Here is a 20,919-nt window from a genome sequence, read left to right as displayed (position 1 = left end):
TCGTTTGGTCCGCTAAGGAGGAAATTGTTAGCCTGGCGAACGATGTCTTTTCCCACCGCGAGGAGTTGTCGGCCATGAGCGCCGGGCATGACGTTCGGTTTCTCGACGTGTTCAAGGGGCAGCCGAAGGCGGTGTGGATCACCGCCTTCGCCGCCGTGATCGCCTTCATGGGCATCGGTCTCGTCGACCCGATCCTGCTGTCCATCGCTGAGGCCCTCCGGGCCGGGCCCGAGCAGGTCACCCTGCTGTTCTCGTCCTACCTGGGCGTGCAGGTCGTGGCGATGCTCATCACCGGCGCGTTCAGCGCGCGGTTCGGCGCCAAGCGGACGGTGGTCACCGGCTTGGTGCTCATCGTGGTCGCCACCCTGGCGTGCGCGCTGGCCGGCTCGATCGGCCAGCTCGTCGCGCTGCGCGCGGTGTGGGGTCTGGGCAACGCGTTCTTCATCGCCACCGCGCTGTCGGTGATCGTCGGCGCGGCCAGCGGCGGGCAGGCCGCGGCCATCATGCTCTACGAGGCGGCGCTCGGCATCGGGCTGTCCACCGGCCCGCTGCTGGGGGCGCTGCTGGGCCACATCTCGTGGCGCGGCCCGTTCGCCGGGACCGCGGTGCTCATGGCGATCGCGCTGGTGCTGTCCGCCGGGTTCCTGCCGAAGGACGGGGACCGCGCCCAGCGGGCCAAGGTGCGGCTGCTCGACCCGATCCGGGCGCTCGGCCACGGCGGCCTGCTGCGGACCGCGCTGGGCTCGGCCTTCTACACCGCGGCGTTCTTCACCGTGCTGGCCTGGGCGCCGTTCGTCCTCGAGTTCGGCGCGATCGCGGTCGGCCTGGTGTTCTTCGGCTGGGGCGTGTGCGTGGCCCTCGCCGGCGTGTTCCTGGCCCCGCGGCTCGCGGCCCGCTTCGGCGAGGTCGTCGGCACCATCCTCGCGGTGCTGGCCTTCGCGGTGCTGCTCGGCGTCATGGCCATCGGGTCCAAGCCCGTGGTGGTCGTCGCGGTCGTGCTCAGCGGCCTGGCCTCCGGCCTGCTCAACACCCTGTTCACCGGCACCGCGATGAGCATCAGCGGTGCGCCCCGCCCCGTCGCCAGCGCGGGCTACAACTTCTGCCGCTGGCTCGGCGGGGCGGTCGCGGCCACCGTCGTCGGGCACATCGCCACCTGGTTCGGCTCCGACCACGCCCCGTTCGCCGTCGGCGCGGTGCTGTGCCTGGTCGCGGCCGGTCTGCTCGCGCTGGAGCTGCGCACCAAGAAGGCCGACGCGCACGACGTGCCCGCGGACGCGGCCGTGGTCGGCGAGGAGCTCTGAGCCACCCCCGCCCGCCTCGCAGCGAGGCGGGCGGGACCGCCCGCGGCGGAACTTCGCCAGAATTCACCTGTTTTCCCAGATCTCTTGCCATTCTCCCGCCGTGGCATACGCTCCAAGCCGTCCTCGATCAGCTTGGAGGTTCCGGTGCCACCACAGCCGGGCGAACGTCGACTGCTGCCACTGCTCACGGCCGGACGAGCGAGGGTGACCTGCCGCTACCGATGCGGCGACCAGTGCGCCGAGCACCCGCCGAACCCCACGGACAACCCGTACTTCGGTGACGTGCTGGCCGCCGCGCTGAGCCGGCGCGGACTGCTCAAGGCGGGCGCCGTGGTCGCGGCCTCCGCCGCGGTGCTCCCCGGCCTCACGTCCCGACCCGCCTCCGCCGCACCCGGTGGTCCTCCCGGTCTGGACTTCACGCCGGTCCAGCCCAACAGCGAGGACGCCGTGGTCGTGCCGGACGGCTACCAGCACGACATCGTGATCCGCTGGGGCGACCCGATCCTGCCCGGCGCCCCGGAGTTCGACTTCGACAACCAGACCCCCGAGGCGCAGGAGCAGCAGTTCGGCTACAACAACGACTTCTGCGCGCTGCTGCCGCTGGACGGCAACCGGCGGCTGATGGTGAACAACCACGAGTACACCAGCGAGGAGTTCCTGTTCCGCGGCTACGACCCGGAGAACCCCACCGAGCAGCAGGTGCGGGTCGCGTGGGCCGCGCACGGGTTGTCCGTGGTGGTGCTCGAGACCGGTGCCGGCGCGCCGAAGCCGGTGCTGGACCGGCTGAACCGCCGCATCACCCTGAACACGCCGTTCGAGCTGCGCGGCCCGGCCGCGGGCAGCGACCTGCTGAAGACCCCGGCCGACCCGACCGGCACGCGGGCCCTCGGCACCATGAACAACTGCTCCGGCGGCGTCACCCCGTGGGGCACGACCCTCCACGGCGAGGAGAACATCCACTTCTACTTCGCCAACGCCGACCAGGTCACCGACCCGGTGACCCAGGAGCGCCTGGCCCGCTACGGCATCACGGGCGGCGCCAGCGAGCGCAAGTGGGAGCGGTTCGACTCCCGCTGGGACCTCACCCAGCAGGTCAACGAGCCGAACCGGTTCGGCTGGATCGTCGAGCTCGACCCGTACGACCCGGAGTCGACACCGGTCAAGCACACCGCGCTCGGGCGGTTCAAGCACGAGGGCGCCAACATCCGCATCGCCGACGACGGCCGCGCCGTGGCCTACATGGGCGATGACGAGAAGTTCGAGTACCTGTACCGCTTCGTCTCCGACGGCAAGGTCAAGCCGGGCAGGAGCGCGCACGCCCGCCGGCACAACATGACGCTGCTGGACTCGGGCACCCTCTACGTCGCGAAGCTCACCGGCGACAGCCCCGACGAGATCGACGGCACGGGCACGCTGCCGTCCGACGGCGAGTTCGACGGCGTCGGCGAGTGGATCCCGTTGGCGCACAACGACACCAGCTTCGTCGAGGGCATGAGCGCCGCGGAGGTCTACGTCTTCACCCGGCTGGCCGCCGACAAGGTGGGCGCGACGAAGATGGACCGCCCCGAGGACGTCGAACCGCACCCGACGACCGGCCGCGTCTACGCCGCGCTGACCAACAACTCCGACCGCGGCCCCGACGGCAAGGCGCCCGCCGACGAGGCGAACCCGCGCATCGCCAACAAGCACGGCCAGGTCCTGGAGCTCGACGACGACCCGGCGGGCACCCGCTTCACCTGGCGCCTGCTGCTGGTCTGCGGTGACCCGAACGACCCGTCCACCTACTTCGGCGGGTTCGACAAGTCGCAGGTCAGCCCGATCTCCTGCCCGGACAACGTGGCCTTCGACAGCCACGGCAACCTCTGGATCACCACGGACTCCTCGGAAGCCCTCGGCGCCAACGACGGCCTCTACGCCGTCCCGCTGGAGGGTGAGCACCGGGGCCACGTGATGCAGTTCCTCTCCGTCCCGCGCGGGGCGGAGGCCTGCGGCCCGGTGATCGAGGACGACCTGGTCCTGGTGTCCGCGCAGCACCCCGGCGAGCTCGACGGAGCGAGCGCGGACAACCCCGCCTCGCACTGGCCCGACGGCGGGAACTCCCAACCCCGCCCCTCGGTCGTCGCCGTCTGGCGCTGACCCACCGGAGTGGAGGGCACCTCCCACCGGGAGGTGCCCTCCCTCGTACCCACGCACGGCGCGATCAAGCTCGTGAGTGCAAGAACCGGCCAGAACCGGCACGAACACTCACGAGCCACCACACCACCCACCCACACACGACGCCATCAGGGTCGTGAGTGCGACAACCGGTTGGAGCCGGTTCGCGCACTCACGAGGTCAGGAGGGGCCGCGTTCAGCGCGACGGCGGGACGAACTCGGGCTGGTCGAGCACCCGCAGCCAGCTCCCGTCGGGCTGGCGCCGGACGACCTGGGCGCGAGCGCCGGCTCCGTCCTTCGGCGGCGTGGACGTCAGCGCGATGTCGCCGCTGATCAACGTCGGCAGCGGTTCCTCCGGCTCGAAGTGCGGCCGGTCCGCCAGCACCCGCTCCCACAGCGCGCGGATCGCCTCCCGCCCGACCGTCTGCTGCCCGGGCGGGTAGGCCAGCACCGCGTCCTCCTCGTACAGCGCGGCGACCCCGGCCGCGTCGCCGGCGTTGGACCGCTCGACGAACAGGCGGGTGATGTCTTCCGGGCGCATGGCCTTCTCGTGCTCCGGCACGGTGTCCTCCTCGGTCGTTCTCCCCGCTCCCAGCGTGCGAGCACCCGAGCCAGAAGTCCAACAGATGGTTCTTCTGACAACTAGAATGACCAGTCATGGACCTGCGGCAGCTGGAGTACTTCGTCGCGGTCGCCGAGGAGCAGAACTTCACGCGGGCGGCCGAGCGGGTGCACATCAGCCAGTCCGGCGTGAGCGCCCAGATCCGCCAGCTGGAACGGGAACTCGGCGCCGAGCTGTTCGACCGGTCGGCGCGCACCGCGACCCTCACCGTCGCGGGCAAGGCCGCGCTCGAGCACGCCCGCGCCGCGCTCGCCGCCGCGGACGCGGTGGGCCAGGCGGTCGGCGAGGTGACCGACCTGATCCGGGGCTCGCTCACCATCGGGATGGTCATCGGCTGCACCGTCACGCCGCTGTTCGAGGCCCTCGCCGCGTTCCACCGGGCGCATCCCGGCGTGGAGCTCGCGCTGCTGGAGGACGGCTCCGACCGGCTGGTCGACGCGGTGCGCTCCGGCACCCTCGACCTCGCCCTCGTCGGGACCACCGCCCTCCCGGACGGGCTCCAGGCCATGACGATCACCCGCGACCGGCTCGTCGCAGCCGTCCCGGCCGAGCACCCCCTGGCGGTCGAGGGCACCGTGACCCTGCGCGAGGTGTGCGCCCACCCGCTCGTCTGCATGCCGCCCGGCACCGGCCTGCGCGCCGCGCTCGACCAGGCGTGCGCCGCGCAGGACCTGCGGCCCACGATCGCGCTGCAAGCCAGCGCCGCCGACGCGATCGCGGAGCTCGCCGCCCGGGGCCTCGGCGTCGCCGTGCTCAGCGACTCGATGGCCGCGCAGTACGGCCGGCTCACCGCGCGCACCATCGAGGACGTCACCGCGCCCGCCCTGCTCGCCCTGGTGTGGAAGCGCGCCGGCAGCCCGGCCGTGCGCGCGCTGCTGGCGCACTGCCGACGCGCCTTCGCCGCGTGACGCCTCACCGGGTCTCGACGTAGAGGCGGGGCCAGTCCTCGACCGGGAGGTCCCGGGGCAGTGCGGGAAGACCCCGCACGCGGCACCCGGTGACGGCGCGGACGACCTCGGCCAGTCCTCGGCCGCGCCCGGTGAACACCGCCTCGACGAACCGCTGGTAGCGCTGCCGCCGCGGCACGGCAGCAGCGGGCGCGGTCGGCGCCGCACCTCCAGGACGCCGCCGTCGACCGCGGGCACCGGGCGGAACGAGCGCGCGGGGAACCCGGCCGTGGAGCCGGAACTCGTACCAGGGCGCCCACTGGGCGTTGAGCTGGCTGCCGCCGCCGGCGCGCTTGCGGGCCACGTCCCACTGCACCAGCAGCACGGCCTGCGACCAGGACCGCTCGGCCAGCAGGCGGCGCGTCACGGCCGTCGTGATGCCGAACGGCAGGTTGCCGATGACCACGTGCTCCGCCGCGGGGAAGCGGAAGTCGAGCATGTCGCAGCGGACCACGCGGACCTGCGGGAAGGAACCGCGGAGGACATCCGCCCAGCGCGGGTCCAGCTCCACCGCGGTGATGTCGCGTCCACTGTGGACCAGTTCGCGGGTGAGGGCGCCGCGGCCGGCGCCGAGCTCCACGACGGGAGCCGGGGTCGGGTCGAGGAGGTCGACCAGGCCGCGGGCGGCACTCCGGTCGACGAGGAAGTTCTGGCCGAGTTCGCGGCGCGCGCGATCGCGCGCCGACCTGCGGCGGGTGGGCATGTCGTCTCCTGCGCTGCGCGGGCCGGTGGGGACACGGGCCCCCGCGAGCGCAGTCCGTCCACGACGAACCGCGCGTCGGAGCGAGAGCCCGGACGCGGACGGCGGCGCGTGGTGTGGTGGCCGCGCCGCCTAGGCGGAACGCGGCCGGATGAAGACGGCGAGACATGCCATGCGGTGGACGGTAGCGGGACACGGTCACCGGCCCCAACCGGATTTCCGTTCGACGGCTCTGCGTCGCGTGTTCGACCGCTGTTCACCTCGGCGTCCGCCGATCGACCTACCGTCCGGGTGTCCCACACAGCCCTTGGAGGTCCGCGTGTCCCCGAACGACAGACGGGTCGTCCCGCTCCCGCTGCTCTCCCACCGCCCCGCGAGCCGGTCCTCGGTGACCTGCACCTACCGGTGCGGCAACGCGTGCGCGCACGACGCGCCCAACACGTCGGACAACTCCTGCTTCGGCGACGTCGTGGAGAGCGTGCTCAGCCGGCGCACCGCGCTGAAGGCCGGCGGGGCGCTCGCGCTGGCCCTCGGCGGCGCGACCGCGCTCACCGGCACCGCGGCCGCCGTCCCGGCGCCGCAGCGCGGCGCGGTCCCGGGCACCGACTTCACCGCGGTGGCCCCGAACACCGAGGACCGCGTGGTGACGGCCGAGGGCTACCAGCACCAGGTGGTGATCCGCTGGGGCGACCCGGTGCTGCCCGGCGCGCCCGAGTTCGACCCGGCGAACCAGACCGCAGAAGCGCAGGAGCAGCAGTTCGGCTACAACAACGACTTCGCCGAGCTCGTCCCGCTGGACAGCGCCGGGCGGCGGAACCTGCTGGTGGTGAACCACGAGTACACCACCGAGTCGCACATGTTCCCCGGCTACGACGAGGACGACCCCACCGAGGAGCAGGTCCGCACCGCGTGGGCCGCGCACGGCCTGTCCGTCGTCGAGGTCGAGCGGGTGCGCGGCGGCGGCCTCCGGGTGCGGCCCAGCCGGTACAACCGCCGCATCACCGCGACCACCCCGTTCGAGCTGCGCGGCCCGGCCGCGGGCAGCGACCACCTCAAGACCTCCGCCGACCCGACCGGCACCAGGGTGCTCGGCACGCTGGGCAACTGCGCGGGCAGCCTGACGCCGTGGGGCACGGTGCTGTCCGGCGAGGAGAACGTCGACCAGTACTTCGCCGGCGCCGACGCGGTCACCGACCCGGTGGCCCAGGAGCGCCTCGCGCGCTACGGCTTCTCCGGCAGCAGCAGCACCCGCAAGTGGGAGCGGTTCGACCGCCGCTGGGACCTCGCACGAGAACCCAACGAGGCCAACCGCTTCGGGTGGGTCGTGGAGATCGACCCGCACGACCCGAGCTCCACGCCGGTCAAGCACACCGCGCTCGGCCGCTTCAAGCACGAGGGCGCGGCGGTGCAGGTCGCCGAGGACGGCCGCGTGGTCGCCTACTCCGGGGACGACGAGCGCTTCGACTACCTCTACAAGTTCGTCTCCCGCGGCACGGTCAAGCGCGGCCAGAGCGCCCACGCCCGCCGGCACAACATGACGCTGCTCGACGACGGCACGCTCTACGTCGCGAAGTTCACCGGCAACAGCCCGGACAGCGAGATCGACGGCACCGGCAGGCTGCCCTCCGACGGCGCCTTCGACGGCACCGGCGAGTGGATCCCGCTGGCCAGCGGTGACGAGTCGTTCGTGCCCGGCTTCACCGCCGAGGAGGTCTACGTCTTCACCCGCCTGGCCGCCGACGCGGTCGGCGCGACCAAGATGGACCGCCCGGAGGACATCCAGCCGAACCCGGTCAACGGCCGCATCTACTGCGCGTTGACCAACAACTCCGACCGCGGCGCGAGCGGCAGCGCCGGACCGGACGAGGCCAACCCGCGCGTGGGCAACAAGCACGGTCACGTGCTGGAGATCGACGATGACGCCACCGGCACCACGTTCCGGTGGGGACTGCTGCTGGTGTGCGGCGACCCGGACGACCCGGGCACGTTCTTCGCCGGCTTCGACAAGTCGCGGGTCAGCCCGATCTCGTGCCCGGACAACGTGGCGTTCGACCGGCACGGCAACCTGTGGATCTCCACCGACGGCAACGCGCTGGGCAGCAACGACGGCCTGTTCGCGGTGCCGGTGGCGGGCCCGGAACGCGGGTTCGTCAAGCAGTTCCTGACCGTGCCGACCGGCGCGGAGACCTGCGGCCCGGTGGTCCGGGACGACCTGGTGACGGTGTGCGTGCAGCACCCGGGCGAGCTGGACGGCGCGAGCGCCGACCACCCGGCGTCACACTGGCCCGACGGCGGCGCCTCCCTGCCGCGGCCGTCGGTCGTGGCGGTCTGGCGCGAAGACGGCGGTGAGATCGGCCGACGCTGATCCACCCAGCGAGCACGGGGGCCTCCGGCGATCCGGGGGCCTCCGTTGCGTTCGAAGGGCCGTTGCCGTTCGAAGTCCTCCGTTGCGTTCGGCGAAGGGCAGTGCGGGCGGTCGCGGCCGGGAGCGAGGACGCACGCGATCGCGCGGCCGGCGAAGACACGTCCGCCCGGGCAGCGCCTCCCGGTTGTGACCAGCCTCGGCGCTCGAGGGGCGGCCAGAGCCCCGGCCCGTGCACGCGGCCATCACACCGTGCGCACTCCGGTGGCAGCCGCGGTCGGCCCCGAGCAAGTCCTAGCCCGCCGGAACTGCGCAGCCGTCCGGCGGGCGACAGTCCCGCCTGGAGACGGGCGTTGAGCTGGGCTTGGCGGCGAGCGACGCCGTTGACCAGGTCAGGACTGGTCGGAGGTCTCGCCGGGGGAGTCGGTGCGCGGGGCGGGGGCGGCCTTGAGGACGATCACGGTGATGGCCGCGGCGACCATCACGATGCCCACCACCCACAGGCCGGTGCGCTGGGAGCCGGTCGCGTCCTTGAGGGCTCCGGTGATGTAGGGCGCGGCGAAACCGCTGATGTTGCCCAGCGAGTTGATCAGCGCGATGCCGCCGGCGGCCGCCGCCCCGGCCAGGAAGTTGCTGGGCAGGGCCCAGAACGTGGGCAGGGCGGAGCAGACGCCGACCGCGCACACCGTCACCGCGACCATCGCCAGGAGCGGGTTGCCCAGGTACAGGGCGATCGGGATGCTCACGCCACCGAGCAGCAGCGGCAGCGCGACGTGCCACACCCGTTCCCGCTTGCGGTCGCCGTGCGCGCTCCACAGCACCATCGCCACCGCGCCGATCACGTAGGGGACCGCCGTGATCAACCCGGTCTCCATGGTGGACAGCTCGGTGCCGTACTGCTGCTCGAAGCCCTTGATGATGGTGGGCAGGAAGAACCCGAGCGCGTACAGGCCGTAGGCGATGCCGAAGTACACGAACGCCAGCGCGAGGATCCGCGGGTGGGTGAGGGCCTTGCGCAGCGGCCAGCTGTGCTGGGCCTCGGTCTGCGCGCGCTCGGCCTCCAGCTGGTCGCTCAGCCAGGTGCGTTCCTCGGCGGTCAGCCACTTCGCCTGCGACGGGCGGTCGGTCAGGTAGAACCAGGTGGCGAACGCCAGCAGGACCGCGGGCACGCCCTCGACCAGGAACATGAACCGCCAGCCGGACAGGCCGAAGACGCCGTGCCCGCTGCTGATCAGCGCGCTCGACACAGTGGCACCGATCGCGCTGGACACCGGCACGGCGGTCATGAACAGCGCGACCGCCTTCGCCCGCTGCGCGGCCGGGAACCAGAAGGTCAGGTACAGGATGATGCCTGGGAAGAAGCCCGCTTCGGCCACGCCGAGCAGGAAGCGCAGCACCACCAGGGTCGTGGCGTTCGGCACGAACGCCATCACGGTGGCCACCGCGCCCCAGGTGATCATGATGCGAGCGAGCCACTTGCGCGCCCCGAACCGGTGCAGCGCGAGGTTGCTCGGCACCTCGAGCACCAGGTAGCCGATGAAGAAGATGCCGGACGCGAACCCGAACACCGTCGCGGTCAGGCCGAGCTCGTCGTTCATCCCGTTCGGGCCGGCGAAGCCGATGTTGACCCGGTCCAGGTAGTTGACGAAGTACAGCAAGCACAGGAACGGCATGAGCCGCACCGCGACCTTGCGCAAGATCCGGTTCTGCATCGCGGCAGGGGCTGCGTCGACTCCGCTCACGCGAGAGACCTAAGCCCCCTCGTCCCGATGGGTCAAGTGGGCGCCCGCTGGTTGGGACGGCCGGTGACTCCGCGAGGACCCTCCGACGTTACGGTTGAGGCATGCCCGAACGCCCGATTGCCCTGGTCACCGGTGCCTCACGTGGCATCGGTGCTGCCGTCGCCCGCTCGCTCGCCGACACGCACGACCTGCTGTTGGGCGGCCGCGACGGTGACGCTCTGCACGCGCTCGTCGACGAGCTCCCGGGGGCCAAGCCGTGGCCCGTCGAGCTGACCGACCACCAGGCGGTGGCCGACGCGGTCGCCGACATCGACCGGCTCGACGCGCTGGTGCACAGCGCCGGCCTGGTCGAGCTGGCCGCGGTCGCCGACGCCCCCGTCGACTCGTGGCGACGCACCTTCGAACTGAACCTCTTCGCCGTCACCGAGCTGACCCGGCTCCTGCTGCCCGCGCTGCGCGCCAGCAAGGGCCACGTCGTGCTGGTCAACTCCGGCGCGGGCCTGTCCGCGAAGCCGAACTGGGGTGCCTACGCCGCGAGCAAGTTCGCGCTGCGCGCCTTCGCCGACGTGCTGCGCGCGGAGGAAGCCGCCAACGGCGTCCGCGTCACCTCGGTGTTCCCCGGTCGCACCGCCACCGACATGCAGCGCAGCGTCCGCGACCAGGAGGGCGGCGAGTTCCAGCCGGAGCACTACCTGCGTCCGGAGTCGGTCGCCGGACCGATCGTGTCCGCGATCCGCGCCACCGACGACGCCCACCTCACCGAGATCGTCATCCGGCCTTCGTGATCGCTCGCGCGGCGTCCGGCCGCCTCGGCCCGGCTCTCACGAGGAACGAGCCGTTGGCCCACGGGCCGGACGCTGCGCGCCACGCCGCCGCCGGAGTCGGCGCACGGTGAACGGCCGACTCCGCTGGGGAGCCACCTGTCCGTCCACCACCCCGGCACACATCGACGCTGCGCGATCCCGAGCTGTCCGACCGCCCGTTCCTGCACCCAGGCGGCTCCGGCCCCTCGGTCGAGGTCAAGGCGCGCAACCCACAGCCGAGCCCCGCTGCTCAACGGCCATCCCGCCATGAGCGCCCGCTCGCCCACCACGGCCCGCACCCCGAGGCGCGCGCGGGATCCGCCGCACGCCGGGGCACCCGAGCCATCTCGCACACCCGTCGACAGCGCGAGCGGCACTCCAAGCCGAACTCCGCGCTGTGGCGTTGTCGTGCTCACCGGTTTCGGCGCACCGTGAGCGAACCGCCCTGCTGCGCGACCACGGCGCTCGCGGTCCTCACCATCCGCGCACAGCGACGCCGACTTGCCAGCCGGTGCACTCCGAGCGCTGGACGCCCTCCCTCGAGCAGCCAGCACACCGGCCCCTCGGCGAGCACCGCACACGCACACCGCGACCTGGACGAACGGGATCGCCCCACCGAGCGGCCAACCCCATGCGACGGCCTGCACCACCCGGGCACGCGCATCGGCCCTGGCTGCCGGAACACCAGTTCCTGCGGCGATCGGCGCTGCCACTCGACGCGAAGCCACGCCACGCGACCGCGATCGAGAGCGGCGCGCAGTGGTCGACACGCCTCACCCGGTCACCGCGCTCGCCACGCTGCACGCGCACCTCGGGCGCCATCAAGGTCTCAACCGAGCGGCGCGGACTTCCCGCCCTGCACACACGCACGGATCGGGCACTGCGCTGCGCACCCGGTGCGCCCCGCCTCCCGAACGGGTCCCTGGAGAGCTGAACGCTGGCCCCGGAGAGAGCCCGGCACTGGCCACGCGACGGACGCCACGCGACGCAGGACGCGTCCGAAGACGCCGCACGAAGCAGGGCTCGCCTCGCCGGGCAACCGCCCGCTCCCTCGTCACGGACCGCGACCCGCGCCGAGGACCGCACCGAGCGCCGACGCCGCGCCCATCGCCGCTGGCTGCCCCGGGGCTCCCAGGCGCCTCGACCAGCTCAGCCGCGGATGTGCTGCGCTGCCGTGCGCGCGGCGGCCTGGACCGCGCGGCGGTCCACCTGCGTGGGTTCCCGGTCGCGCAGCACCTGGTCACCCGCGACCCAGGCGTCCCGCACGCACCGCGATCCGGCTGCCCACACCACGTTCGCCACGATCTGCTCGTCCGGCACGTCCAGCCCAGTGGCGAACGCCGGGTTGTCGACGTCGATGTGCACGATGTCGGCCCACCGGCCCGGCTCCAGCGCGCCGATGTCGTCCCGGTGCAGCGCCTCAGCCCCGCCCCGGGTCGCGGCGAGCAACGCCGCGCCGGCGGTCAGCGCCGTCGCGTCACCGGTCGTGGTGCGCGCGAAGAGTCCGGCCAACTGCACCTCCTCCCACAGGTCGAGGTCATCGTTGCTGGACGGCCCGTCAGTGCCGAGGCCGACCGGAACACCCGCGGCCAGCAGGTCGACCAGCCGCGCCGTCCCCGACGCGAGCTTCGCGTTGGACCCGGGGCAGTGCGCCACCCCGACTCCACGGCGCGCGAACAGGGCGATGTCGTCGTCGGACAGGTGCACGCCGTGCGCGGCCAGCACCCGGCCGTCCAGCACGCCGAGCTTCTCCAGCAGCGCGGGCACCGAGCCGTACTGCTTCCGCTGCTCGACGTCCTCCGCGAGGGTCTCCGCCACGTGCGTGTGCACCAGCGCCCCGCGCTCCTGCGCGTGCTCGCCGATCGTCTGCAGCGCCTCGGGAGGCAGGGTGTACGCCGAGTGCGGCCCGTAGGCCAGCTCGACCCGCTCACCCGGCCCGAACCGGAGCCCGTCCGCGTCGATCCACCGGCTCATGTTGTCGACCAGGCCCTGCCAGCCGCCGAGCTTGTCCAGCTCGGGGGTGGCGATCACGGCCGCCCCGTACACGACCCGCGATCCCACGGCGAGGGCCGCGTCGACCACCGCCTCCCCGTCGAAGTACATCTCGGCGCTGGTGGTGACCCCCGCCCGCAGCATCTCGACGCAGCCGAGCTCCATGCCGGCCCGGATGTCCGACGGCCGCAACCTCGCCTCCGCGGGCCAGATCACCTCACGCAGCCAGCGCAGCAGCGGAAGGTCGCCGCCCATCCCCCGGAGCAGCGTCATCGGGCTGTGCGCGTGCGCGTTGATCAGACCAGGCATCAGGATCCCGCCGCACTCCCGGACGTCCCCGTCGTGCGGCCGCTCCGGTGCCTCGGTGCGCGGTCCGCAGTAGGCGATGCGGCCGTCCTCATCGATGTCGACCACCGCATCCCGGATGACGGAGCACCCCGGGTCGCAGGGCAGGACCATCGGCGCGTGCAGGCGAAGTGCGAACGACATGCCACGCATTCTGCCGGACGCTCACCCGAGGCCCAGGCCGCTCATGATGTGCAGCATCATCACCCCCGCCAGAGTCGCCATACCGGTCAGCACTGCCACGAGCACGGTGTCCTGAGTCCCCTTCGTCATGACTCCAGGATCGCCGGGCACGGGGCCGGTGACCTCGGCTGATCGGTCAGCGGACCTCCGTCGATCGGTCAGTGCTGCGCCAGCCGGTCGGCCGAGGGGTGTCCGCTCCGCGCGGTGCTCACCCGAGCTCGGGTGCCCCGGTCTCGGTCAGCCGACCGCCCTCCAGCCGCAGCCACCGGTCCACCCCGATCTCGGTGAGGAACCAGTCGTCGTGGCTGACCACCACGAACGCGCCCTGGTAGGAGTTCAGCGCGCTCGCCAGCTGGCCGACGCTGACCAGGTCCAGGTTGTTGGTGGGCTCGTCGAGCAGCAGGAGCTGCGGCGCCGGCTCCGCGCTCAGGACGCACGCCAGCGTCGCGCGCAGCCGTTCACCGCCGGACAGCGCGCCGACCGGCAGGTGCACGCGGGAACCGCGGAACAGGAACCGGGCGAGCACGTGCATCCGCCGGGACTGCGCCATCTGCGGGGCGAACCGGGTGAGGCTCTCCAGCACCGTCGACTCGTCGTCCAGCAGGTCGAGCCGCTGGGACAGGTACGCGATCCGCCCGTCGACCCGCTTGACCTCACCGCTCTCCGGCAGCAGCCGCCCCTCGACCAACCGCAGCAGCGTCGACTTCCCGGCACCGTTCGGCCCGGTCAACGCGATCCGCTCCGGCCCCCTGATCACCAGGTCGAGGTCGGCGAAGAGCTCCCGCCCACCCCGGCGGACCCGCATCCCCTCACCGAGGAACACCGTCCTCCCGGCGGGGACGCGGGTCTCCGGCAGCTCCAGCGTGATCGTCGGGTCGTCGCGCAGCGCGCGGCTCGCCTCGTCGAGCCGGGCCCTGGCGTCCTCGACACGGCTGGCGTGGACGTCGTTCGCCTTGCCCGCCGTCTCCTGGGCGCGCCGCTTCATCGCCCCCGCCACGATCTTCGGCAGGCCGGCGCTGCCGATGGTGCGGGCGGCGTTGCCGGCGCGGCGGGCGGCGCGCTCCCGCGCCTGCTGCATCTCCCGCTTCTCCCGCTTGAGCTCCTGCTCGGCGTGGCGCACGTTCCGCTCCGCGGCCTCCTGCTCGGCGCGCACCGCTTCCTCGTAGGCGGTGAAACTGCCGCCGTAGGAACGGACCTCACTGCTGCTGAGCTCGGCGATGCGGTCCACGCGGTCGAGCAGCGACCGGTCGTGGCTGACCAGCAGCACGCACCCGGTGAACTCCTCCAGCACGTCGGCGAGCCTGCGGCGGGCCTCGCGGTCGAGGTTGTTGGTCGGCTCGTCGAGCAGCAGCACGTCGGGCCGCTTGAGCAACTGCGCGGCGAGGCCGAGCGACACCACCTGGCCTCCGCTGAGGGTGTGCAGCTGCCGGTCGAGCTCGACGTCGGTGAGGCCGAGGCGGTCCAGCTGCACGCGCGCGCGGTCCTCGACGTCCCAGTCCTGTCCGATGGTGGTGAAGTGCTCCTCGCTGACGTCGCCGGACTCGACCGCGCGCAGCGCCTCGACCACCGCGGACACCCCGAGGACGTCGGCGACGGTCAGGTCGCCGGCGAAGGGGAGGTCCTGCGGCAGGTAGCCGAGAACCCCCTTCGTGGTCGCGGATCCGCTGCTGGGCCGGTGCTCACCCACCAGCAGCTTGAGCAGGGTGGACTTGCCGGCACCGTTCGGCGCGACGAGGCCGGTGCGGCCACTGCCCACCGTGAACGACAGGTCCGTGAAGACGGGAGTGCCGTCCGGCCAGGAGAAGGACAGGTTCGAGCAGGTGATGAACGCTTCGGGCATGGGGAACCCCCTGAGGCGAGTGCGGGCGCGGTGCAGCAGCCCGGTGCGGAACGGGGAACGGTGGCACGACAGGACAGCCACTGCGGCGGCGCCGTGCGCCGGCCCGTGGCCGATCACGTCCGGGGATCACCCGGAGATGTCGTCGTTGCCTTCCACTGCCTCTCCCCAGCTCGGGGTCACTCGCAGGACCGGAGCCTAACAGCGACCGGCCTGGTGCGCGGAACGGTTTTCCCTCCGCCCGCGGCGCTCATTCACCGTCCATGAGGCCGCTGCGCCACGCCCACGCCGCAGTCTCCACCCGGTTGCGCGCCTTGATCTTGCTCTGCGCGGAGGCGAGGTGCGTCTTCACCGTGGACAGTGACATGAACAGCTCCTGGCCGATCTCGCTGTTGGTCAGCCCGCGCGCGGTCGCCCGGACCACGTCGAGCTCGCGCTCGGTGAGGTCCACGTCCGGGACCGCCCGGCGCTGCACCTGCGGCTGCGGCTGGGAGAAGTGCTTGAGCAGCCGCACCGTGATCTGCGGCGAGACCAGCGCGTCCCCGCGCACGGCGGCGCGGATGGCCTCCAGCAGCAACGTCGGTCCGGCGTCCTTCAGCAGGAACCCGCTCGCCCCGTTGCGCAGAGCCCGTTCCACGTACTCGTCCAGGTCGAAGGTGGTCACCACCACGACCTTCATCGGGTCGGCGACGTCGGGGCCGGCCAGCTGCTTGGTCGCTTCCAGCCCGTCGATGCCCGGCATGCGGATGTCCATGAGGCACACGTCCGGCCGCTTCTCCCGCGCCACCCGCACCGCGTCCACCCCGTTGGCGACGTCGGCGACCACCTCGATGTCGTCCTGCGATTCCAGGATCATCCGGAACCCGGCGCGCACCAGCTCCTGGTCGTCGGCGATCAGCACCCGGATCATCGCTGCCCCTCTTCTGCGCTCTGCTCCTCCAGCGGTAGCACGGCCTCGACCCGCCAACCGACGTGCTCGCCCGGACCGGCGCGGAACTCACCGCCGAGCAACTCGATCCGCTCCCGCATGCCGACGAGACCGTATCCCCCCGACCCACCGACGGGTTGATGCTGCACCCCCGAACCGTCGTCGGTGATCACCGTGTACAGGTTGGTGTGGTCGGCCCACACGGCGACCTGGACGCAGCTCGCGTCCGTCGCGTGCTTCTCCGAGTTCGTCAGGGATTCCTGCACGACGCGCAGTGCCGAGCGCGCCACCTCCTGCGGCACCGGCCGGTCCACCAGGTCGACCCGCAGGTCGACGCGCGGTGCGGCGGTGTGTCCCGCGGAGCGGCGCCGGGCCGACTCCACCAACGCGCGCAGGTCCGCTTCGAGGTCGGTGGTGGCCTGCTCCGTCGCGGCCGACGCCCCGGCCGGTTCGGAGCCGCGCATGCTCGCCACCAGGCGACGCATCGCCGTCAGCGCCTCGGTCCCGCTGTCGGAGATGCGCGCCAACGCCTCGGTCGCCGCCTTGGGGTTCTGCTCGACCACCATCTGCGCCGCCTGCGCCTGCACCACGATGCCGGTCACGTGGTGCGCCACCACGTCGTGCAGCTCGCGCGCCAGGGCCATCCGCTCCGCGTGCTGCGCGCTCTCCACCGCGGCGTGCACGGACCGGGTGCGCTCCTCGTCCCGGGCGCGGAAATACATCCCGGTGCCGACCGAGATCACCAGCAGCAAGCCGCCCATGAAGACCACCGGCACGGCGGAGCTGAGGCGCCAGCCGAGGACGGAGTCGTGGAGCGAGTCCGGGGTCATGAACACCGCTACCAGCGTGACCACGACCAGCACGGCGGTGGATCGGATCGCTCGGCGCAACTCCACGTGGCGGAACACGTAGGTCACCAGCAGCATGCCTGCTCCGACGGTCACCAGGGAGATCGGCCCCATCAGGCCGCTCCTCGGCCCGTTCAGCCCCAGCACCTGCATCACCACGACGGTCAGCAGCACCGTCGCCGCCCCCAGGTAGACGGATTCGGTGGGGCGCATCGGCGCCAACGTGGCGATCGCGGCCATGACCATGCTGCTGGTCAGCACCACCAGGAGCGACAGGACGTCGAGGTCCTGGATCCTGAGGAACTCCAGGAACAGCAGGACGCTCAACGCGGCCATGATCGGCCACTGGCGGCGCAGCAGCGCTCTGGTCGGTGAGTCCTCGTGCTGGCTCCGTCCCGGCCAGTCCCCCCGCAGGTACAGACCGGTGCCGACGGCGAGCACCAACTCCAGGAACCCCAGGGCCACCGCCTGGTCGAGGGTGGGGTCCAAGTAGCTCGTCGTCATGACCCGGACCGCGATCGAGGTCAAGCAGCTCAGCACGAGCGCAGTGGCTGCCGGGATGGCCTTGTGGAGCGGTCTCGCCCGGAACGCGTAGAGCACCAGCAGCGTGCCCGCGGCGTTCTCCGTCATCAGGATGAGGCCCAGGTGGATCGAGTGGATGTCCGCATCGGTCACCGCGAACACCGCGGTGTTGCCCAGCAGGGCCGCACAAGCGAGCAGCGAACACCGGGTCGGGTACCACCGGCCGACGAGGGCCAGCAGCACCATCGCGGTCATGCCCGGGGCCAGCTCCGCGGCATCGTGGTGGGTGTGGGCGAGCATCACCATGAGGTCGCCGGCCCAGACGAAACCGAGCAGCGCGGCGAAGATCCACTGTTCGCGCAGCAAGCTCCCGAACCGGCGCCACCACGCCACGTCCGGTCCGTCCCCGGTCGTCGTCGCAGAACTGCTCACGCTGAAACGGTAGTCGGTGCGACCGGCGGTCCACCTTGGCCGATCGGCTCGAAGAACCTGGCCGATCGGCCGACCTCCCGCCTGCGATCAGCGGCTCCCAGGCCGATCCGTCGAACGCCGCCGCTCACCACTCTTGGTGAGGACACGGCAGCCGGACCCGAGCGGCGCCGATCGACCACGGCACACGAGCAGGAGGAAGAGTCATGTCGGCTCCCATCGCCGCACAACGGCCCGACGTTCCGTTCCTGGTGGGGCGGGGGCTGGTGAAGGACTACGGCAAGCACCGCGCACTGGCCGGGGTGGACGTCTCGCTCCGCGCCGGGGAGGTGGTCGCGATCGTCGGGCCGTCGGGGTCCGGCAAGACCACGCTGCTGCACGTGCTGGCCGGGATCCTGCGCCCGGACGGCGGCGAGGTCCTCCTCGACGGGCACCGCATCGACCAGCTCAGCGAGACCAAGCGCAGCGCCCTGCGCCGGCACGAGTTCGGGTTCGTGTTCCAGCAGGGCATGCTGGTCGGCGAGCTGACCGCGGCGGAGAACACCGCGCTGCCGCTGCTGCTGGCCGGGACCGGCCGCGGGGAGGCGATGGCCGGAGCGCGGGAGTGGTTGGCACGGCTCGGCCTCGGCGGGCTGGAGGACCGGCTGCCCGGTGAGCTCTCCGGTGGCCAGGCGCAGCGGGTGGCGATCGCGCGGGCGCTGGCGCACCGGCCGAAGGTGATCTTCGCGGACGAGCCGACCGGTGCGCTGGACACCCGCACCGGCGAGGAGACCACCCGCGCGCTCTTCGAGGCTGCAGCCACCACCGGCGCGGCGGTGGTGGTCGTGACGCACGACCGCGAGCTGGCCGCCAAGGCCCGCCGCGTGGTGGAGATCCGCGACGGCCTCATCACCGGCGGGGTGATGGCCGCATGAACCCGGTGCAGTTGGCGCTGCGGGTGCTGCGCGTGGACCGGCGCAGCCGCCTGTCCGCGGTGCTCACCGCCCTCGGTGTCGCGGTGGGCACCACGCTGGTCCTGTTCCTGGCCACGCTGCCGAGCGCGGTGGACGCCCGGCTGGAGCGCTCGGCGTGGCAGCACAGCGCGGTGGACGAGCGGAACGTGGCCCGGATCAGCACGGACTACTTCCTCAACGAGACCGTCGTGCGGCTGGACGTCTCGGGTGAGGAGCCCGGGAGCGACGGGCCGGAGTACCCAGGTCCCGGGCAGGTGCTGCTGTCGCCGCGGCTGGCGGAACTGGCCGCACAGCACCGGGCTTCGGAGCTCGCCGACCGGTTCCCCGGTGAGGTGGTCGGCACCATCGACGAGCAGTGGCTGAAGTACCCCGAGCAGCTGGTGGCCGTCGTCGGGCACCCGCCGGGCACGCTGCAGCCTCCGAAGTCGGGGTTCGGCGCCGTCTCGGCGGACACCAGCGACGTCCTCCTCGACGTGCTCTCCGGGGTCGGCGTCGTGGTGGTGGCGATCCCCAGCATGGTCCTGGTCGCCTCGGCCGCGCGGCTGACCGCCGCACGCCGGGAACGCCGACTGGCGGCCCTGCGGTTGGCCGGTGCCACCCCGGGCCAGGTGATCGGCGTGGTCACCGCGGAGACCGCCGTGGCCGCCGTGGTGGGCACCGTCGCCGGCCTGCTGCTGAGCTGGCCGCTGCGGCACCTCGGCGCGATGGTCCCGTGGGGCGGGGGGACCTGGCTGGTCAGCGACTTCACCCCGTCGGTGGCCACGATCGCGCTGGTCGGGGTGTCGATCCCGGTGCTGGTCGTGCTGGCCGCGGTGCTCGGGTTGCGGCGGGTGGTCCGCGCTCCGCTCGGCGCGGCGATGAGCGTCACGCGGAAGCGCCCGGGGGCGTGGCGGTTGCTGTCGCTGGTGGCCGCAGCCGCGTTCTTCCTCTTCGGACTGGCCACGGCCAAGCAGACCCAAGGGCTGGGGGTCCTGCTCGCCTCGCTCGCGGTGGTGCTGCTGTCGGCTTCCATCGTCGGTCCCTGGCTGACCGGCGCGCTCGGCTCGCTGTTCGCCTCGCTGTGGCGGAAGCCGTCGATGCTGCTGGCCGGCAGGCGGTTGCGCAGCGACCCGAAGGCGGCCTACCGCTCGGTGTCGGGCATCGTGCTCGCGGTGTTCGTCGGCTCGATGGCGCTGACGCTGCTGCCGAGCTTCGAGACGTTCGCCGGTGGTGGCCGCTCGTTCCAGGACTCGGTGCTCTACGTGGACGTCCCGACGGCGGAGGCCGCGGCGGGGGAGCAGCGGATCCGGGACGAGCTCGAGCGCAGTGGCACCGCCGCCACGGTGGTGCGCACCGAGCGGGTCCGCTTGGAACTGCCTGACGGGTACGCCTCGCCGGCGCTCGTGATGAGCTGCCAGGACGCCGCCGCGATCACCCGCTTCGCCGTCGCGGACTGCGCGGGGCCGCCCGCGGTGCGGGCGTTCGCCCGTCAGCCAGTGCCGAACACCGGCCTGGACGTCTGGTCCACCCCACCGGAGAGCGCCAGCAGTGCGACGGCGCAGGAAGTCCCGCTCCCGGACGGGGTTCCGGTGCTGCCGCTGGGCAACCGGGACCCGAAGGTCTCCAGCTCGGCGATCATCGATCCGGCGCTCGTCCCCGAGTTCACCGAGCACGGGACGACCACCCTCGCGGTCAAACCGGCGAACCAGGCGGACCGGGAGCAGGTGCGCACCGCACTCGTGCGCGCCCTGCCCGGGGAACTCGTCAACAGCCGGGAGCGGCTGCTCGCCGGGCAGCAGACGATGCTCGGCGACCTCAAGCGGATCACCGCGATCGGGCTCGGGATGACCGTGCTGCTGGCCGGGGCCAGCGCGGCGATCACGGCGGCGGCGTCCGTGGTCGACCGGCGGCGCACCTTCAGCGCGTTGATCGCCGCGGGCACCCCGGTCCGGACGCTCGGCCGGGCGCTGCGGACCGAGGCGGCGCTGCCCGCGCTGGTCGCGACGATCGGGGCGGGTGTGGCCGGTTCCGCGGTCGCGGCCGGGTTCTTCACCTTGTTCGCGACGGAACCGGTGGTGCTCAGCTACTGGCTCTTGGCTCCGGTGGTGATCGGGATCGCCGTCGCGCTGATCGCCTCGTCGAGCAGCGGGCCGATGCTGCGCCGGATCAGCGGGGAGCGCATCAGCGACGAGTAGGCCATCGGCAGGTCAGGGTGCGGGCACGGTCGACGACGGCCGTGCCCGCACCCGTGTCGTTCGGCCGACCGATCGGC

14 protein-coding genes are annotated in these 20,919 nt (G+C 72.5%); 7 read left to right on the top strand and 7 right to left on the bottom strand.

The window, feature by feature from the left end:
- Positions 1-74 precede the first annotated feature (74 nt).
- Both HNR68_RS03990 and HNR68_RS03985 read left to right on the top strand, forming a co-directional pair.
- Positions 75-1,301 carry an MFS transporter gene (locus tag HNR68_RS03990; RefSeq protein WP_179717740.1) on the top strand — a complete coding sequence of 409 codons (1,227 nt, stop codon included), beginning with the start codon at positions 75-77 and terminating at the stop codon, positions 1,299-1,301.
- Between the two features lie 144 nt (positions 1,302-1,445).
- The gene (locus HNR68_RS03985) at positions 1,446-3,437 is read left to right on the top strand and encodes an alkaline phosphatase PhoX (protein WP_179717738.1); all 1,992 of its coding nucleotides are present in this window, start codon (positions 1,446-1,448) and stop codon (positions 3,435-3,437) included.
- 214 nt (positions 3,438-3,651) lie between these two features.
- Here HNR68_RS03985 and HNR68_RS03980 read toward each other — a convergent pair whose 3' ends face one another.
- Complete coding sequence (locus HNR68_RS03980) at positions 3,652-4,017, bottom strand: nuclear transport factor 2 family protein (RefSeq protein WP_179717736.1); 366 nt, start codon at positions 4,015-4,017, stop codon at positions 3,652-3,654.
- 95 nt (positions 4,018-4,112) lie between these two features.
- Between HNR68_RS03980 and HNR68_RS03975 the strand changes: the two genes are divergently transcribed.
- Positions 4,113-4,985: a LysR family transcriptional regulator gene (locus HNR68_RS03975; RefSeq protein WP_179717734.1), complete on the top strand. Its 873-nt coding sequence runs from the start codon at positions 4,113-4,115 to the stop codon at positions 4,983-4,985.
- Between the two features lie 4 nt (positions 4,986-4,989).
- Here the strand turns inward: HNR68_RS03975 and HNR68_RS03970 are convergent, their stop codons facing one another.
- Positions 4,990-5,727 (bottom strand): ribosomal RNA small subunit methyltransferase A, encoded by a 738-nt coding sequence (locus tag HNR68_RS03970; RefSeq protein WP_179717732.1) that lies wholly within the window; start codon positions 5,725-5,727, stop codon positions 4,990-4,992.
- A 316-nt stretch (positions 5,728-6,043) separates the two neighbouring features.
- On the opposite strand from HNR68_RS03970, the gene HNR68_RS03965 reads away from it, so the two are divergent.
- Positions 6,044-8,089: an alkaline phosphatase PhoX gene (locus HNR68_RS03965; RefSeq protein WP_179717730.1), complete on the top strand. Its 2,046-nt coding sequence runs from the start codon at positions 6,044-6,046 to the stop codon at positions 8,087-8,089.
- Positions 8,090-8,478: 389 nt separating this feature from the next.
- On the opposite strand, the gene HNR68_RS03960 is transcribed toward HNR68_RS03965, so the two are convergent.
- Complete coding sequence (locus HNR68_RS03960; RefSeq protein ID WP_179717727.1) at positions 8,479-9,798, bottom strand: MFS transporter; 1,320 nt, start codon at positions 9,796-9,798, stop codon at positions 8,479-8,481.
- Positions 9,799-9,929: 131 nt separating this feature from the next.
- Between HNR68_RS03960 and HNR68_RS03955 the strand changes: the two genes are divergently transcribed.
- Positions 9,930-10,613 carry an SDR family oxidoreductase gene (locus HNR68_RS03955; protein ID WP_179717725.1) on the top strand — a complete coding sequence of 228 codons (684 nt, stop codon included), beginning with the start codon at positions 9,930-9,932 and terminating at the stop codon, positions 10,611-10,613.
- Between the two features lie 1,167 nt (positions 10,614-11,780).
- Here HNR68_RS03955 and HNR68_RS03950 read toward each other — a convergent pair.
- The 4 genes from HNR68_RS03950 to HNR68_RS03935 form a co-directional block, all read right to left on the bottom strand.
- On the bottom strand, positions 11,781-13,121 hold the full coding sequence (locus HNR68_RS03950; protein ID WP_179717723.1) for an amidohydrolase family protein: 1,341 nt from the start codon (positions 13,119-13,121) through the stop codon (positions 11,781-11,783).
- 238 nt (positions 13,122-13,359) lie between these two features.
- On the bottom strand, positions 13,360-14,991 hold the full coding sequence (abc-f, locus tag HNR68_RS03945; RefSeq protein WP_179717721.1) for a ribosomal protection-like ABC-F family protein: 1,632 nt from the start codon (positions 14,989-14,991) through the stop codon (positions 13,360-13,362).
- A gap of 247 nt (positions 14,992-15,238) precedes the next feature.
- Entirely contained in the window at positions 15,239-15,898 is a 660-nt protein-coding gene (locus tag HNR68_RS03940) for a response regulator transcription factor (protein ID WP_179717719.1), read from the bottom strand.
- Positions 15,895-17,718, bottom strand: coding sequence for a sensor histidine kinase (locus HNR68_RS03935; protein WP_343049916.1), 1,824 nt, complete (start codon positions 17,716-17,718; stop codon positions 15,895-15,897). Before HNR68_RS03935 ends, HNR68_RS03940 begins: the two co-directional genes overlap by 4 nt.
- A 203-nt stretch (positions 17,719-17,921) precedes the next feature.
- Between HNR68_RS03935 and HNR68_RS03930 the strand changes: the two genes are divergently transcribed.
- Positions 17,922-18,629: an ABC transporter ATP-binding protein gene (locus HNR68_RS03930; protein ID WP_179717717.1), complete on the top strand. Its 708-nt coding sequence runs from the start codon at positions 17,922-17,924 to the stop codon at positions 18,627-18,629.
- Positions 18,626-20,842 (top strand): FtsX-like permease family protein, encoded by a 2,217-nt coding sequence (locus tag HNR68_RS03925; protein ID WP_179717715.1) that lies wholly within the window; start codon positions 18,626-18,628, stop codon positions 20,840-20,842. The genes HNR68_RS03930 and HNR68_RS03925 overlap by 4 nt, the downstream gene beginning before the upstream one ends.
- The last annotated feature ends 77 nt before the right edge of the window (positions 20,843-20,919 follow it).

The organism is Saccharopolyspora hordei, from assembly GCF_013410345.1.
Lineage (GTDB): Bacteria > Actinomycetota > Actinomycetes > Mycobacteriales > Pseudonocardiaceae > Saccharopolyspora > Saccharopolyspora hordei.
The sequence above is the reverse complement of the archived record's forward strand: the minus strand, read 5'-3'. Positions and strand labels throughout refer to the sequence as shown.

Excerpts from the sequence above, each read along its gene's own strand:
- HNR68_RS03925 (WP_179717715.1), top strand. The coding sequence starts at position 18,626 with ATGAACCCGGTGCAGTTGGCGCTGCGGGTGCTGCGCGTGGACCGGCGC.
- HNR68_RS03955 (WP_179717725.1), top strand. The coding sequence starts at position 9,930 with ATGCCCGAACGCCCGATTGCCCTGGTCACCGGTGCCTCACGTGGCATC.
- HNR68_RS03930 (WP_179717717.1), top strand. The coding sequence starts at position 17,922 with ATGTCGGCTCCCATCGCCGCACAACGGCCCGACGTTCCGTTCCTGGTG.
- HNR68_RS03990 (WP_179717740.1), top strand. The coding sequence starts at position 75 with ATGAGCGCCGGGCATGACGTTCGGTTTCTCGACGTGTTCAAGGGGCAG.
- HNR68_RS03975 (WP_179717734.1), top strand. The coding sequence starts at position 4,113 with ATGGACCTGCGGCAGCTGGAGTACTTCGTCGCGGTCGCCGAGGAGCAG.
- HNR68_RS03970 (WP_179717732.1), bottom strand. The coding sequence starts at position 5,727 with ATGCCCACCCGCCGCAGGTCGGCGCGCGATCGCGCGCGCCGCGAACTC.
- HNR68_RS03940 (WP_179717719.1), bottom strand. The coding sequence starts at position 15,898 with ATGATCCGGGTGCTGATCGCCGACGACCAGGAGCTGGTGCGCGCCGGG.
- HNR68_RS03960 (WP_179717727.1), bottom strand. The coding sequence starts at position 9,798 with ATGCAGAACCGGATCTTGCGCAAGGTCGCGGTGCGGCTCATGCCGTTC.
- abc-f (WP_179717721.1), bottom strand. The coding sequence starts at position 14,991 with ATGCCCGAAGCGTTCATCACCTGCTCGAACCTGTCCTTCTCCTGGCCG.
- HNR68_RS03950 (WP_179717723.1), bottom strand. The coding sequence starts at position 13,121 with ATGCGTGGCATGTCGTTCGCACTTCGCCTGCACGCGCCGATGGTCCTG.